Origin of the sequence: Mesonia aquimarina (genome assembly GCF_003667275.1) — a bacterium.
In the GTDB taxonomy this organism is placed as follows: Bacteria; Bacteroidota; Bacteroidia; order Flavobacteriales; family Flavobacteriaceae; genus Mesonia; species Mesonia aquimarina.
Genome location: NZ_RCNV01000007.1, coordinates 24,177 through 39,995 on the forward strand (window position 1 = coordinate 24,177; position 15,819 = coordinate 39,995).

Annotated in this window: 16 protein-coding genes; 12 read left to right on the forward strand and 4 right to left on the reverse strand. The window is 33.5% G+C overall.

The features are described 5' to 3' along the window. Nucleotides 1-7 precede the first annotated feature (7 nt). Together D9R05_RS09870 and dnaG are read left to right on the forward strand one after the other, a co-directional pair. Nucleotides 8-1,018, forward strand: coding sequence for a hypothetical protein (locus D9R05_RS09870; protein WP_121667069.1), 1,011 nt, complete (start codon nucleotides 8-10; stop codon nucleotides 1,016-1,018). 174 nt (nucleotides 1,019-1,192) lie between these two features. Beyond that, nucleotides 1,193-3,160, forward strand: a complete 1,968-nt coding sequence (dnaG, locus tag D9R05_RS09875; RefSeq protein WP_121667206.1) for a DNA primase — start codon at nucleotides 1,193-1,195, stop codon at nucleotides 3,158-3,160. On the opposite strand, the gene nadE is transcribed toward dnaG, so the two are convergent. Beyond that, entirely contained in the window at nucleotides 3,153-3,941 is a 789-nt protein-coding gene (gene nadE / locus D9R05_RS09880) for an NAD(+) synthase (RefSeq protein WP_121667070.1), read from the reverse strand. The genes dnaG and nadE overlap by 8 nt on opposite strands. A gap of 103 nt (nucleotides 3,942-4,044) precedes the next feature. On the opposite strand from nadE, the gene gldB reads away from it, so the two are divergent. From gldB to D9R05_RS09895, 3 genes are all read left to right on the forward strand, one after another. After that, on the forward strand, nucleotides 4,045-5,010 hold the full coding sequence (gene gldB, locus D9R05_RS09885) for a gliding motility lipoprotein GldB (RefSeq protein WP_121667071.1): 966 nt from the start codon (nucleotides 4,045-4,047) through the stop codon (nucleotides 5,008-5,010). Beyond that, nucleotides 5,011-5,352: a gliding motility protein GldC gene (gene gldC / locus D9R05_RS09890; RefSeq protein WP_121667072.1), complete on the forward strand. Its 342-nt coding sequence runs from the start codon at nucleotides 5,011-5,013 to the stop codon at nucleotides 5,350-5,352. A 73-nt stretch (nucleotides 5,353-5,425) separates the two neighbouring features. Beyond that, nucleotides 5,426-5,716 carry a GTPase gene (locus D9R05_RS09895; protein WP_240463021.1) on the forward strand — a complete coding sequence of 97 codons (291 nt, stop codon included), beginning with the start codon at nucleotides 5,426-5,428 and terminating at the stop codon, nucleotides 5,714-5,716. Between the two features lie 2 nt (nucleotides 5,717-5,718). Here D9R05_RS09895 and D9R05_RS09900 read toward each other — a convergent pair whose 3' ends face one another. The 3 genes from D9R05_RS09900 to D9R05_RS09910 form a co-directional block, all read right to left on the reverse strand. Continuing rightward, the gene (locus D9R05_RS09900) at nucleotides 5,719-6,387 is read right to left on the reverse strand and encodes an RNA polymerase II subunit A C-terminal domain phosphatase SSU72 (RefSeq protein WP_121667074.1); all 669 of its coding nucleotides are present in this window, start codon (nucleotides 6,385-6,387) and stop codon (nucleotides 5,719-5,721) included. Nucleotides 6,388-6,482: 95 nt separating this feature from the next. Beyond that, on the reverse strand, nucleotides 6,483-7,082 hold the full coding sequence (gene yihA / locus D9R05_RS09905) for a ribosome biogenesis GTP-binding protein YihA/YsxC (RefSeq protein ID WP_121667075.1): 600 nt from the start codon (nucleotides 7,080-7,082) through the stop codon (nucleotides 6,483-6,485). 3 nt (nucleotides 7,083-7,085) lie between these two features. Further along, the gene (locus D9R05_RS09910; protein ID WP_121667076.1) at nucleotides 7,086-7,850 is read right to left on the reverse strand and encodes an alpha/beta fold hydrolase; all 765 of its coding nucleotides are present in this window, start codon (nucleotides 7,848-7,850) and stop codon (nucleotides 7,086-7,088) included. Between the two features lie 290 nt (nucleotides 7,851-8,140). Between D9R05_RS09910 and mraZ the strand changes: the two genes are divergently transcribed. From mraZ to murD, 7 genes are read left to right on the forward strand one after another with little or no spacing between them, the layout of a single operon-like run. Then, nucleotides 8,141-8,611, forward strand: coding sequence for a division/cell wall cluster transcriptional repressor MraZ (gene mraZ, locus D9R05_RS09915; RefSeq protein WP_121667207.1), 471 nt, complete (start codon nucleotides 8,141-8,143; stop codon nucleotides 8,609-8,611). Next, nucleotides 8,589-9,494 (forward strand): 16S rRNA (cytosine(1402)-N(4))-methyltransferase RsmH, encoded by a 906-nt coding sequence (gene rsmH, locus D9R05_RS09920; protein ID WP_121667077.1) that lies wholly within the window; start codon nucleotides 8,589-8,591, stop codon nucleotides 9,492-9,494. The genes mraZ and rsmH overlap by 23 nt, the downstream gene beginning before the upstream one ends. 2 nt (nucleotides 9,495-9,496) lie before the next feature. Further along, nucleotides 9,497-9,808 carry an FtsL-like putative cell division protein gene (locus D9R05_RS09925; protein WP_121667078.1) on the forward strand — a complete coding sequence of 104 codons (312 nt, stop codon included), beginning with the start codon at nucleotides 9,497-9,499 and terminating at the stop codon, nucleotides 9,806-9,808. Between the two features lie 6 nt (nucleotides 9,809-9,814). After that, complete coding sequence (locus D9R05_RS09930) at nucleotides 9,815-11,782, forward strand: penicillin-binding protein (protein ID WP_121667079.1); 1,968 nt, start codon at nucleotides 9,815-9,817, stop codon at nucleotides 11,780-11,782. Next, complete coding sequence (locus tag D9R05_RS09935) at nucleotides 11,779-13,245, forward strand: UDP-N-acetylmuramoyl-L-alanyl-D-glutamate--2,6-diaminopimelate ligase (protein ID WP_121667080.1); 1,467 nt, start codon at nucleotides 11,779-11,781, stop codon at nucleotides 13,243-13,245. The genes D9R05_RS09930 and D9R05_RS09935 overlap by 4 nt, the downstream gene beginning before the upstream one ends. 10 nt (nucleotides 13,246-13,255) lie before the next feature. After that, nucleotides 13,256-14,488: a phospho-N-acetylmuramoyl-pentapeptide-transferase gene (gene mraY / locus D9R05_RS09940; protein WP_121667081.1), complete on the forward strand. Its 1,233-nt coding sequence runs from the start codon at nucleotides 13,256-13,258 to the stop codon at nucleotides 14,486-14,488. Then, nucleotides 14,488-15,819: a UDP-N-acetylmuramoyl-L-alanine--D-glutamate ligase gene (gene murD / locus D9R05_RS09945; protein WP_121667082.1), complete on the forward strand. Its 1,332-nt coding sequence runs from the start codon at nucleotides 14,488-14,490 to the stop codon at nucleotides 15,817-15,819. The genes mraY and murD overlap by 1 nt, the downstream gene beginning before the upstream one ends.

A 15,819-nucleotide genomic window follows, 5' to 3' on the forward strand; every position in this document is an offset into this window, starting at 1 on the left:
TAATAAGATGAAAAAACTACTTTTTTTATTGATTATTTTTTCCTCTATCGTAACAAGCGCACAGGAAGAAAAAACAAAAGCGCAAATTAAAATTGAAGAATTACAAGCGCAAAAACAAACTATAACAGAACTTGAAAAAGAAAAACTGAAAGAAAAAGTAGCTTCAATTAACGAGCAATTAAAAGAAGATGAGATTTCTGAAGATAAAGCAATCTCGTTAAAAGAAGAAGCGGCAGAGCAACATGCAATGAATATTGAAAATCAATTAGACTTAATCGATTTAAATATTGAATTGATCAAAAGAAACCAAACCGATTCAATTGCAAGAAATTCTTACATCGATGTCGGTGCTATTTTAACCGATACCAAACGTATGTCTGCGGTAGATTCTATCCCTCGTATTTTTTTATCAAGCCCTTATGTTGGTATTGGTGGTAATTCTGTCTTAAATCAGGCACAAGACGTTTATAAAGATATTGGGCTTTACGGTGTATTTGGTCTTCGCTTTACTACGGTTTTTTCAAGGCAGTCTCCGGAATTTCGTTTAAATTATGGAGTTGAGTTTAGTGTAAATACCTTAAGTGTAAAAGATGATCAATTATTTGCAGATGAATCTGATCAAGCTGAGTTAATTAATAGTCAATTGGATTTAGATTATTCTCGATTTACTTTAGGAAATCTAATATTCCCAGTTCATTTAGAATATGGGAAAACAAAAATTGATTATAGCGGAAGTAGAGCTGAATATTATTTATCAAGCGATTGGAGCTATGGAGTTGGAGGGTTTTTAGGCGCAAAGATGATATCTTCACAAGGATTCAAATATGAAGATGAAGGAGAGGAGGTTGTAAAAACTATTCAGCGATCTTTTAATACTGAAAACTTTTTATATGGTTTAAGCGCTTACGTAGGTTATGGCGATGCAAAGTTAAATATTCGCTATCATTTAAACTCTATTTTTAAAAGTTCTAATGCAAACGGAAATGTGTTTAGTGTAGGTTTGTTGCTAGGTTATTAACATGTCTTTTAACACTTGTTCTTTATTATGAAAGTTGAAGGTATATTTACTGATGCACTACTGCTCAAAAAATAGGAAGTTGAGTTTTTAAAGAAATTGAAAGGAAATGCTTTTTTAGTATTTCCTTTTTTATTTTATACTATTTTTGAACTTCAGAAAAACTTTCAAATTTTTATGATTAAAAAATCTACCATAGATCAAGTTTTTGAAACCGCTCGTGTTGAAGAAGTGATCGGAGATTTTGTTCAGTTAAAAAAATCAGGTAGTAATTATAAAGGTTTGAGTCCCTTTTCTGATGAGCGTACCCCAAGTTTTATGGTTTCTCCAGCCAAGCAAATCTGGAAGGATTTCTCCAGTGGAAAAGGAGGGAACGTAGTTGCTTTTGTGATGGAACATGAACATTTCAGTTATCCCGAAGCTATAAAATATTTAGCAAAAAAATACGGAATTGAAATTGAAGAAACTCAACAAACCGATGAAGAAAAGCAACAAGCAGACGAGCGGGAAAGTATGTTTCTTGTTAGTGAATTTGCAAAAGACTTTTTTAAGCGAATGTTGCACAAAACCGACCAAGGAAAGGCAATTGGTTTAAGTTATTTTAAAGAGCGCGGTTTTACGGCAGAAACTATTCAAAAATTTGAGTTAGGTTATTCGCCGGATACTTGGGATGCTTTAACGGCAGAGGCTTTAAAGAAAAGCTATAAATTAGATTATCTGGAAAAAACCGGCTTAAGTATTGTAAAAGGAGAAAAACAATTCGATCGGTTTAAAGGACGTGTTATTTTTCCTATTCAATCTATGTCCGGTAGAACCCTAGGCTTTGGCGGAAGAATTTTGACAAATGATAAAAAAGCCGCTAAATATTTAAACTCTCCCGAAAGTGATATCTACCATAAAAGTAAAGTGCTTTACGGAATTTACTTTGCAAAACAAGCAATAGCAAAAGAAGACGCCTGTTATTTGGTTGAAGGTTATACTGATGTTATTCAACTTCATCAAAGCGGAATTGAGAATGTGGTTTCTTCATCTGGAACTGCACTTACCACAGATCAAATTCGGTTAATTAGAAGATTAACTCCAAATATTACTATTCTTTTTGATGGTGATCCTGCAGGTTTACGAGCTTCTTTACGTGGTGTAGATTTGATTTTAGAACAGGGGATGAATGTGAAGGTTTGTACTTTTCCTGAAGGTGAAGATCCCGATAGTTTTGCAAAGAAAAATACGCAAGAAGATATAGCAGCGTACATCAATCAGCAAGCAAAAGACGTGATTAGTTTTAAAGCTTCGTTGTTAGTGGATGAAGCTAAAAACGATCCCATAAAAAAAGCGGAAGCCATTCGCGATATGGTGAGTAGTATTGCTAAAGTTCCAGATAATATTCAGCAGGAAATTTATTTGCAAGAATGTGCGCGGATTATGGATATTTCTGAAAATGTATTATATAGTTCTTTAGCACAACTTTCAGCAAAAAACCAACGAGATCAATCAAAAAAAAGCAGACAAAACACCAAACCGCTGCAAAAAGTAGGGGAGCAGCAAAATCAAGAAACTAGACCGAAGGTAAATCAGCAATTTCAACTAGAACGAAGTATCATTAGCTTATTATTGCGCTATGGAAATGAAGAAGATGAGTTTGAAGATTTTGTGCTAAAAGCTGATCAGGATGGAAATTTAGATCTAGAAGCAGAAACACAAAACGCAAAAGTTTATGAGAAAATTTTTCTGGATCTTCAAGAAGATGAAATTGAATTTACGCACGATGCTTTTAAAGAGTTGTATCATAAAATAATTGAAGAATATAGTACCAATGAGCAATTAAAAATAGACGCATTTATCAATAAAGTTTCACCGGAAGAAGCTTCAGAAATGACATCCATTTTAATGGAAAGCGAGCGTGACGTGCTTCACCGATGGGATGATCAAGATATTTTTGTAAAGGACAAAAATGAGCTTGAACCGAGAGAGGTAAATGAGACTATTTTAAACTTACGTCGATTTTTGATCAAGAAAAAAGTACAAGAATTAATGCAGCAAGTTTTAGAGCAGAAATCTACACATCATCACGAAATTCTGGTGGAAGTGAAAGAATATAAGAGTTTAGAAATAATTATTGCTCAAAAATTAAACCGCGTTATTTAAATTCATCAGGAATTTCGCAAACCGGAATTGGATTCATTTTATGCTGATTGGCACGGTTTAGTTTTTGATAGATTTTAAAAACTTCCGCTTCTCTACCCGAAAAATCTTTCGGTGTTTTTTCTAATTCATCCATTTGCATTGCCCATTCTAGTTCCGGATAAGAAGCGCCAATTTGGTCTTCATCGGTTCTGTCATCTCCCCATAAACCATCGGTTGGTTTTGCTTGCAGTATTTCTTGATTGATGTTGAGGTGTTTCGCGATTTCATAAACTTCGGTTTTTAACAAATCAGCAATCGGACTTAAATCAACACCACCATCACCATATTTTGTATAAAAACCGACCCCAAAATCTTCTACCTTATTACCGGTTCCGGCTACTAAAAGTTTTTCTAAAGCCGCAAAATAATAAAGCGTTGTCATTCTTAAACGGGCGCGAGTGTTCGCTAACGCCATAAACCGATCTTCCTCATTTTCTACTGAAGGTAATGAAACAATAAGCTCATCAAAAACTGGGGTTAAATGCGTTGTTGTGGTTTCTACATTATTGAAATTTTCTTGTAGCCAGTTTACATGATTCACCGCACGGTTTACTTGGTTTGCCGCTTGGTGAATTGGCATTTCTACGCATAGCAACCGTAAACCTGTTTGAGCACAAAGGGTAGAAGTTACGGCAGAATCTATACCACCACTTACGCCAATAACAAAACCTTCCATGTTATTTTTTTTGGCATAATTTCTTAGCCAATCTACAATATGTTGTACTACTTTTTCGGTTTGCATGCTGTTTGTTTTTAGTTGAATTAAATTACCTTTGCGCAAAAATAGCGCGAAAACATAATTAATAAAAGTCTTTGGCGTTAAACACTTGTAAACAAATTATAGGATGTTAAAAAAAATACTGTTCATTTTTGTTTTGATGCTTTTTTGGGCTTGCCAAAAGGAAAATAAATTAGAACAAGAAATAGCTAAAATTCCTGTTGAATTTCAAGTTGAGCGCTTTGAGGAAAAATTTGCTTCGTTAAATCAAGAAAATTTACCAGAACTTAAACGCGAATATCCTTTTTTATTTCCGCAGCAATTTGCCGATTCTATATGGATTAAGAAGAAAAATGATACGGTTCAGCAAGCCTTAAGTAGAGAGGTGAAAAAAGCATTTCCCGATTTTGTTGAACAAAAAAAAGAGCTAAAAAAATTATTTCAGCATTTAAAATTTTATTTTTCAGCTTTTGAAACACCTCGCGTAATCACCATCACTTCAGATGTAGATTATACTAATAAAATTGTGTTAGCCGATAGTCTGCTGCTTATTTCGTTAGATAATTATTTAGGTCCGGAACACCGTTTTTATACCGGAATTGCAGAATATATTCATGCCGATTTTAGAAAAGAACAACTCATTCCTGATATTGCTTTTACTTATGCAAAGCAATTGGTGCCACAAGCGCGTTCTAGAATGTTGTTAGCTTCAATGATTTATTACGGGAAAATTCATTACGTTTCACAAAAATTATTACCTAAAACTTCTAAAGCTGAAATTTTAAGCTATTCTTCTGAAGAGTTGACTTGGGCAGAAAAAAATGAAGAACAGGTTTGGCGTTATTTTATTGAACGCGAACTTCTGTACGAAACAGATGGTAAGTTAAAGCAAAACTTTATTAATATTTCTCCTTTCACAAAATTTGGCTTAGCATTAGACAGTAAAAGTCCGCCACAATTAGGACAGTATATAGGTTTTCAAATTGTTAATCAGTTTATGGAAAAAAATCCTGAAGTAAGCCTTAAAAAATTACTAAGTCTTGATGCTGAACAAATTTTTGATAAGTCTAATTACAAACCAAAACGCAATTAAATGAGCAATTCAACAAAAAAATCTGAAATAAAAATACAAGTAGAAGTAGACGAAAATAATGTGCCGGAAAATTTAAATTGGAGTGCACAAGACGGTGGAATACAAAATGAAGAAGCAAAAGCTATGCTACTTTCGTTATGGGATAATAAAGCGCAAGAAACATTACGAATTGATTTGTGGACAAAAGATATGCCTGTAGATGAAATGAAATTATTTTTTCATCAAACTTTAGTGGCGATGAGTGATACTTTTTATCGCGCCACGGAAGACGAAAAAATGATGGAAACCATGAAAGATTTTTGTGATTATTTTGCAGATAAATTAGACTTAAAAAAGCAATAGGCTGAGCGAGTTACTCTTTATATATAATGCAAGAAAAAGTGATTCTGCTTTAGCAGAAAGTCTTCATAAATTATTGAATCCAAAAAGTTATGCGTGTAATTTGTGTAGTTTAACGCATGGCTTTTTTACTGAAAAAAAGAAATGGAAAAATTTTAAGAAAGCGCATAAGTCTATAGAGATGCACTTTTTACACGCTGATGAATTTCAAAAAGAATATGCATCAAAGTTTGGTTATAAATTTGATTTTCCGATTGTATTAGAAAAAACCGGTTACGAATTGGAAGTTTTTGTTTCTACCAAAGAATTAAATGAAATTAAAAACCTAGAAGAATTAATTGAGCTGATAGAATTTCGGCTAAATTAATTTTATTGGGATTTAGGAATTAGAGAGGACCAATTTTCTGGATTTAATATACTCTTTAAAATACCTCCATATTCTCCATTTCTTATTAATGTTTTTCCACTTGGTTTAATTATAGCAAAACTGCCGCATAAAGTGGGTTTATCAAAAATGAGATTTCTGAGTATATTTGCTTTATCGCTATATAATGTAGGGAATTTACCTCTTTTTTCAAAGGTTATATTTTTATCGTAAAACATTAGAACAATTATATTAGGATTTTGTTTTTCAATTTTCTTTTTAAATCTTCTGTTTCTATTTCTCATTTCTCTGGCTCCTCTAGCACTGTAATTATTTGTAGAGCTTTTAGAGCATAAATCATTATAATAAGTGTATGAAATAAAAAAGGTAGTATTTTTAGGATATTTTTTTTGAGTTATTTTTTCAAAATGTTGCTTAAAATAATCGTAGTTAAGTTTCTTTTGTTGATACAGGCCTTTTAATAATCTGCAAACTCGAACAGTATCGGTAGAATAAAAATCCCAACGAACCAATTTATTTTCTTTATCTCGCCATCTGTGTTGAAAAACATCTTCCCTAATAGCTTCATTGTATTCATTTAAGTATAATCTTTTCTGTTGGGAAATCGCAGAAAATGAAATACAAAAGAATATTAGTAATAATGAAATTCGCATCTTATTTTTTTATATATTAAATATAGTTATAAAAAAGTAGCAATGCAAAAAGTGAGAAGGTGATATTTTTAATCCTAGATTTAAATATCAAATACCTATTCCAAACTTGTATTAATTTCTTCAATATAATTCAATACTTCGTCGCGACCTAATTCTTTGCTTGATGAGGTAATAAAATGTGGAGGAACTTCTTCCCAAGTTTCTAGTAATTTAGCAGCATATTGCTCAATATTATTTTCTAGCACTTTGGGTTTTAATTTATCTGCTTTTGTGAAAATAATGCCAAAGGGTAGCCCTTTTTCGCCTAACCATTGCATAAATTCTAAGTCAATTTTTTGTGGCTCATGCCGAGCATCTACTAGCACAAAAGCGCAAACCAATTGTGGGCGATTTAGAAAATAATCAGTGATAAATTTTTGAAAGGTTTTTTTTGCTTTCTTGCTAACTCGAGCATAACCATAACCTGGTAAATCAACTAAATGCCAATTTTTATTGATTAAAAAATGATTTATGAGTTGTGTTTTTCCTGGTCTGCCAGAAGTTTTTGCCAAACTTTTTCGTTTGGTAAGCATATTAATCAACGAAGATTTACCAACATTACTTCTACCAATAAAAGCATACTCCGGTAATTTACTTTTAGGACATTTGCTAACGTCACTATTGCTAACTACAAACTCAGCTGAATTAATTTGCATAGTTTATAATTTTCGGTTAACAAGCCATTTATATAGAAGCTCATTAAATTCTTCAGGATGCTCCATCATTGCCGCATGGCCACATTTATCTATCCAATATAAATTAGCATTGGGTAATAAACGTTCAAAGTCTTCGGCAACTTCAGGCGGAGTTACATTATCTTGTTTCCCCCATATAATACAAGTTGGGGTGTGCATTCTAGGTAAATCTTTTGCCATATTGTGCCTAATCGCACTTTTAGCAATAGCAAGTGTGCGTATTAATTTATTTCTATCGTTTACTGTTTCGTAAACATCGTCAACAATTTCTTTGGTAGCAACTTGGGGATCATAAAAAACATTTTCAGCTTTTTTTCTGATGTACTCGTAATCGCCTCGTTTAGGATAGCTTTCTCCCATAGCACTTTCATAAAGACCTGAGCTTCCTGTGATTACAAGTCCGGTGATTATTTCAGGGTAAAGTTTAGTAGTGAGAAGTGCGATATGACCTCCAAGCGAATTTCCTAATAAAATGACGCCTTTATATTGTTTATGATCTATAAACTCTTTGATGTATTTTGCAAAATTACCTACACTTGTTTTTAACAATGACATCGTGTAAAGCGGTAACTCAGGAATAACAATTTTATAGCCTTTTTCAGGAAAAAAATTTGCTACCCCGTCAAAATTACTCAAGCCACCCATCAATCCGTGCAGGATGATGATAGGAGTGCCTTCTCCTATTTCAATGTACTTGAATTTTCCGTCTTTTTTAATTTCTTTCTTCATCAATAAATCTTGCGGTTAGCAAACGCAAATATAGATATAATTGTACAAGTATAGGTATTTTTCGGCAAACCTAATTCTTAATCTATCAGCAAAGTTCAATTTTAGAGCAAATACTATTGTTGAAAACTAAAGCGCTTTTTCCTCCCACATTTAATCACCTATCCTGCAAAAGGCTTAGGGTTAATTCCTCATAATTAAAAAGTTGAGTTGGGGAAAACTTATCAACAAAGTGGAAGAATGTGGTAAAAAGTGGTAAAATTTTCAATATATTTGAACATAGAATTAAAGAGATGATTAATTTAATCGGTACATATGAATGTAAAATTGACGCAAAGGGCAGGTTGTTGTTGCCTTCAGCGTTAAAAAAGCAATTGTTGCCGATGCTTGAGAAAGGTTTTGTGTTAAAGCGAAGCGTTTTTCAAGAGTGTTTAGAGTTGTACCCAATGAGTGAATGGGAAGTGCTGATGAAAAGGGTGAATAAACTAAATCGATTTAAGAAAAAGAACAATGATTTTATACGTCGATTTACAGCTGGCGTAAAGATGATTGAAGTAGATGGGAATGGTCGCTTATTGGTGCCTAAAGACTTGTATGCTTTTGCCGGACTACAAAAAGAATTGGTGCTTTCATCGGCTATTAATATTGTTGAAATTTGGGATAAAAGTAAATATGAATCAGCTATTGAAGATGCAACAGATGATTTTGCAGAACTGGCTGAAGAAGTAATGGGAGACTTAGATGAACAATCAGAATTATCATAAACCGGTCTTGTTGAAAGAAACTGTTGAAGGTTTGGCAATCAAACCTTCAGGAGTCTATGTGGATGTGACTTTTGGTGGTGGAGGTCATTCTGCTGAAATTTTAAAACAATTAAATCCTGACGGGAAATTGTTTGCTTTTGATCAGGATAAAGATGCACAACAAAACGCATTTAAAGATGATCGTTTTACATTGATTCCTGAGAATTTTCGTTTCATTAAGCGTTTTCTTCGTTTACACGGGATAAGAAAAGTAGATGGAATCTTAGGGGATTTTGGAGTTTCTTCTCATCAGTTTGATGTGGCAGAACGTGGTTTTTCAACGCGTTTTGATGCAAAATTGGACATGCGGATGAATCAAAATGATCAATTGAGTGCTTATGAGGTGATCAATGATTATAGTGAAGCGCAATTAAAGTCGCTCTTTTATGAATATGGCGAATTGAAAAATTCTCCAAAATTGGCTAGAACAATTGTTTTAGCAAGAAAAGAATCGCCAATAAAAACAGGGGATGAATTGCAAAAATTGTTAACTCCTTTACTGTTTAAAGGGAAGGAGTTTAAAATTTTAGCGCAGATTTATCAGGCAATTCGTATTGAAGTTAATCAAGAAATAGAAGCGCTGAAATCATTTTTAATACAAACCGATCAATTATTAGAAAAAGGAGGTAGATTAAGCTTAATTTCCTATCATTCGCTAGAAGATCGTTTGGTGAAGCGCTACATAAGAAGTGGTTTGTTTGAGGGGCAACCGGAAAAGGATTTCTACGGTAATATTTCTGTTCCGTTTAAAAAAGTTGGAAAATTAATAAAGCCTACTACAGAAGAAATTAAAGAAAACAACCGCGCACGAAGTGCGAGACTTCGCGTTGCTGAAAAATTATAAAGATGAAAAAGGGAGTTTATGATTTTTTGAAGGGTAAATTTTTAATTCACGATGATGCCATGAAAAATTGGCGCTTCATTTTATTCTGCACGTTTTTGGCAATTATTATGATTGCTTGCTCTCATCAAGCAGAGCGAAAAGTTCATAAAATCGCTAAAATGAATAAAGAAGTTCGAGAGCTTAGAAGTGAGTTTGTAGATACAAAAAAACGCTTGATGCAAATGAAAATGGAGTCAAGTATCACTAAAAAATTAAGTGGCAGCGGAGTTACTCCATCAAATGTACCGCCACAAAAAATAATCATTCTTCGATAATACCATATGACTTCAGAAAAAAACATATTAAATCGCTTATATATTGTCGCAGGCTTTATGTTTCTGTTTGCTGTTGCGGTAGGCTTTAAGCTGATTAATATTCAGTTGTCTGAAGGTGAAAAATACAAAGAAATTTCTGCAAAGCGTGTTTTTAAAGATTTTACGATAGAAGCTAATCGTGGAAATTTATACGATTCTAATGGAAGTTTATTAGCTACTTCGGTACCTGAATACGATATTCGCTTTGATGCCTTAACTGTTTCTGAAGAAAACTTTCAAAAATATGTCGGTCCGCTTTCCGCTGAACTTTCAAAGCTTTTTGGGAAATCAAAAGCACATTACGAACGAAACTTAAGGAGAGCACGAGCTAATAAAAACCGCTATTATTTAGTGGCAAGAAACCTCGGTTATTCGCAATATGTAAAAGTTCGAGAATTTCCGATGTTTAATTTAGGTGCCTATAAAGGAGGTTTTATTGCAGAACAACGCACAGTAAGAGAATTACCGTTAGGAAAAATAGGAGAGCGAACAGTTGGTTACGGTCAAGCCGGTCTAGAAGGTGCTTACGATGAATATTTACGCGGAAGAAACGGACACCGATTAAAACAAAAAATAGCTCAAGGCCAGTGGAAACCCATAAGCGATGCAAATGAAGTAGAACCTGAAGATGGCTTAGACGTTGTGTCTACCATAGATGTAAATATTCAGGATATAGCACACCACGCTTTATTAGGTCAACTTGAGAAATTCAAAGCAGATCATGGAACTGTAGTGGTAATGGAAACCAAAACGGGCGAAATTAAAGCAATGGCAAATCTAGGAAGAACTTCTAGTGGAACTTACTACGAAAAAAGAAATTATGCTATTTGGGAAGCTCACGAGCCAGGTTCTACATTTAAGCTGATGGCAATGGTTGCTGCATTAGAAGATAAAGTAGTTGACACAAGTGATATTATTGATACAGAAAATGGAAAAGTGAAATATTTTGACCGAATAGTTCGTGATTCTCATCGCGGTGGATTTGGTGAGATTTCTGTGGCTAGATCTTTTGAGCTGTCCTCTAATACGGCATTTTCTAAATTTATTTATAAAGGTTACAAAGACAATCCGGAAGACTTTGTAAATAGATTAAATAATATGGGCTTAAACCAAAAAGTTGGTTTAGAAATAAAAGGAGAAGGAACACCTAAAATCCCTCATCCCGATGATGCTAATTGGTACGGAACAACCCTTCCGTGGATGTCTTTTGGATATGGAGTTTTATTAACGCCTTTACAAACTTTAAATTTTTATAATGCCATTGCTAACAATGGTATTATGATTAAGCCTCGCCTTATTAAAGAAATTAGAGATCGCAATCAGTTAGTAGAAGGTCACAACCAACCTATCGTGCAAAATTCTATCTGTTCTAAAGAGACAGCAAAAAAGGTGCGAGAAATGATGAAAAATACGGTGAAAAGAGGAACTGCTTCCAATATATATACTGAGGAGTATTCTATGGCAGGAAAAACAGGAACTTGTTTAACCGGCTACGGAAATGGGAAAGAATCCTCTAATTACATAGCTTCTTTCGCTGGTTATTTTCCGGCAGAAAACCCTAAGTATTCTTGTATTGTGGTTATTAGTGAACCGGAAAAAAGTATTGGATTTTACGGGAATATTGTTGCCGCTCCTGTTTTTCAAAAAATTGCAAAGAAAATTTATACAGATACACCGGTTACCGATGAGTTTAAAGATTTAGAAGTAACAAATCCTTCAGCAGAAAAAGACTTTCAGCAATATTTTGCGAAAGCTCAAAAATATGAAAGTCAAATTCCTAATGTTCAAGGAATGCCTGTTATGGATGCTGTTTCTTTATTAGAAAATCTCAACCTTCAAGTTCGTGTTGAAGGTAGCGGAATTGTGAAAAAACAATCTGTAAAAGCCGGAACAAAAATTAAGAAAAATCAAACCATAAGTTTATTAACAAGTTGATACAATTAAAAGACATATTATTTGGTGCTTCTATTCAAAAAGTGATAGGAAATACGCACGTAGCAATAACAAATATTAGTTTTGACTCTAGAGATATAGGTCTTAATGATGTTTTTGTAGCTATTCGCGGCGCGCTTGCAGATGGACATGAATATATAAAAACGGCAGAAGATAACGGCGCTTTGGCCATAGTTTGTGAAGAGTTACCGATAAAAAGAATTAGTGGGATTACTTATGTTCAAGTAGAAAACACAAAAAAAGCATTGGCGATTATTGCGGCTAATTTTTATGATAAACCTTCAGAGAACTTAAAATTAGTTGGTGTTACCGGTACCAATGGAAAAACAACTATTGCTTCATTATTGTATCAATTATTTACAAAAGCTGGTTTTACAGTAGGCTTAATTTCTACGGTGAAAATTTGTGTGGGTAAAAAAGAGTATGCTACAAAATTAACTACACCAGACTCAATCACCATCAATAAATATTTAAAAGAAATGAATAATGCCGGAGCAGAATTTTGCTTTATGGAAGTCAGTTCTCACGGCATAGATCAGCATAGAACTACCGGATTAAAATTTGCCGGTGGAATTTTTACAAATCTCTCGCATGATCATTTAGATTATCATAATTCTTTTGCAGAATATCGAGATGTAAAAAAGCGTTTTTTTGATGAACTGCCATCAGATGCTTTTGCTTTAACAAATTTAGATGATAAAAACGGAAGCATTATGCTTCAGAATACGAAGGCAAGTAAAAAAAACTATGCCTTAAAATCTAATGCCGATTATAAAGCAAAAATTATGGAAAATGAATTTAGTGGTTTGTTGTTGAATTTAAACGGAAATGAACTTTGGACTAAATTAATCGGAAATTTTAATGCCTATAATGTTTTGGCGATCTACGCTACAGCAGATTTGTTAGGTATTAGTGAAATAGAAAACCTTCGTATTATAAGCGAGCTGACTTCAGTAGATGGCCGTTTTGAATATTTTATTTCAGCAAAAGAAAAAATCACAGCAATTGTAGATTATGCTCATACGCCCGATGCGCTTAAAAATGTGCTGGAAACCATCAATACGATTCGATCTAAAAATGAAGAATTGATAACTGTAGTGGGTTGTGGAGGAGATCGCGATGCAACAAAGCGTCCGTTAATGGGTGAAATTGCCTCATCATTAAGTACAAAAGTGGTGTTTACAAGTGATAATCCCAGAACAGAAGATCCAGATAAAATTATTGAAGATGTTGAAGCTGGTGTAGAACCGCAACATCAAAAGAAAATATTGGCAGTAACCAATAGGAAACAAGCCATTAAAACAGCTTGTACAATGGCTCAAAACGGAGACATTATTTTAATTGCCGGCAAAGGGCATGAAACATATCAAGAGATTAACGGAGTACGTAGTGATTTTGATGATATGAAAATAGTAAAAGAGATACTTAACCAATTAGAGAAATAATAGCCAAAAAATGCTGTATTATTTATTTGATTTTTTAGAACAACAATACCAGTTGCCGGGAGCGCAGATTTTTAGATTTCTCTCCTTTAGAGCAAGTATGGCTATTATTTTATCGCTATCGCTATCAACTATTTTTGGAAAAAAAATAATCAATTATTTATTGGCAAAACAAGTTGGTGAAAGTGTGAGAGATCTTGGTTTAAAAGGTCAATCAGAAAAGGCTGGAACGCCAACAATGGGTGGGCTGATTATAATTTTTTCAACCCTTATTCCTGTTTTACTTTTTGCAAAACTAGAGAATATATACGTCATCTTGTTAATTGTGACCACACTTTGGATGGGAACAATAGGTTTTATTGATGATTACATTAAGACTTTCAAGAAAAATAAAGAAGGTTTAGAAGGGAAATTTAAAGTTATTGGGCAAATTGGTTTGGGAATTATCGTGGGAGCAACCATGTATTTTCATCCAGATATTACCATTAGACAAAAAGCTGCGCCAGATCAAATTCAGCAAGAAGAAATGATAGGTGAAAATACAGTAAATTACCAAGAGGCAGAAAAATCTACCAAAACTACCATCCCTTTTGTAAAGAATAATGAATTTAATTATTCAAGTTTGATTACTTGGATTAATCCTGATTATGCAAAATATGCTTGGCTAATTTTTATTCCTGTTGTTATTTTTATTGTAACCGCAGTTTCTAACGGAGCAAATTTAACTGATGGTATAGATGGGCTCGCCGCAGGTTCTTCCGCAATAATTGTACTCACATTAGGATTGTTTGCTTGGGTTTCAGGGAATATCATTTTTTCAGATTATTTAAATGTAATGAATATTCCCAATTCTGGTGAAATGACAATTTATATTACCGCTTTTGCTGGAGCTTTAGTTGGGTTTTTATGGTACAATACTTTTCCGGCGCAAGTATTTATGGGTGATACTGGAAGTTTAACTATCGGTGGTATAATTGCAGTGTTAGCCATTGCAACACGAAAAGAATTACTGATACCAATTTTATGCGGCATATTTTTAATGGAAAACTTATCGGTCGTAATGCAGGTTGGTTGGTTTAAATATACTAAAAAGAAATTTGGTGAAGGACGACGTATTTTCCTAATGTCGCCATTGCATCATCATTACCAAAAGCGGGGATTACATGAGAGTAAAATTGTTGTTCGTTTTTGGATTATTGGAATTTTACTAGCGCTTATAACCATCATCACCTTAAAATTACGATAATGAATTTAGTGATTTTAGGAGCGGGAGAAAGCGGTGTGGGCGCTGCTATTTTAGGAAAAAAACAAGGCTATGAAGTTTTTGTTTCAGATAAAGGAACAATAGCCGAAAAATATAAAAACGTTCTTTTACAGCAAGAAATAAATTGGGAAGAAAAACAGCATACTGAGAGCAAAATCTTTAACGCAGATGTGGTTGTGAAAAGTCCCGGAATTCCGGATAATGTTGCTATAGTTAAAAAATTAAAAGCAAAAGAAATTGATGTTATTTCTGAAATTGAATTTGCATCGCGTTATACTAAAGCAACCCTAATAGGAATTACCGGAAGCAACGGAAAAACAACAGTAACAAACTGGACGCAATTCGCTTTAAAAAATGCAGGATTTAATTCAGTAATGGCCGGAAATATTGGAGATAGTTTTGCTAGGCAAGTGGCTTCTGTGCAACCGGCAATTTATGTTTTAGAACTCAGTAGCTTTCAGCTTGACGGCATAATAGATTTTAAACCGCACATAGCTGTAATTACAAGTATTACAGAAGATCATTTAGATCGATATGACTATAAGTTTGAAAATTATATCGCTTCAAAATTTAGAATTACAGAAAATCAAACAAAAGATGATTTTTTGATTTATGATGCTGATAATAAGAATATTTCAAACTGGTTAAAAAACCACGTCATTAAAGCAAAAAAATTACCGTTAAGCTTTTCAAAACTAGCAGGCGACGGAACGTATATAGAAAACGAAGAATTAATAATAACAATAAATAATACAAGCTTTACCATGCCAACAACAAAAATAGCTTTAAAAGGAGAGCATAATACTAAGAATGCAATGGCTGCTTCTACCGTAGCGCAATTACTCCGTATTAGAAAACAGACTATTCGTGAGAGTTTAGAGAGTTTTCAAGGAGTAGAACATCGCTTAGAAAGCGTACTGAAAATTAATCAGGTACAATACATAAACGATTCTAAAGCTACCAATATTAATGCAACTTATTATGCGTTAGATAGTATGACTTCAGAAACTATTTGGATTGTTGGTGGTGTTGATAAAGGAAATGTTTACGAAGAATTATTGCCGCTAGTAAACGAAAAAGTAAAAGCCATTATCTGTCTTGGTGTTGATAATGAAAAAATAATTAATGCTTTTAAAAATTGTGTAGAACACATTGTAGAAACACAATCTATGAATGAAGCGGTAAAAGAAGCTTATAAAATAGCAGAAAAGGGAAATACGGTTTTGCTTTCTCCAGCTTGCGCAAGTTTTGATTTATTCAAAAACTACGAAGATAGAGGAAGACAATTTAAGGAAAGTGTAAGAAATCTTTAA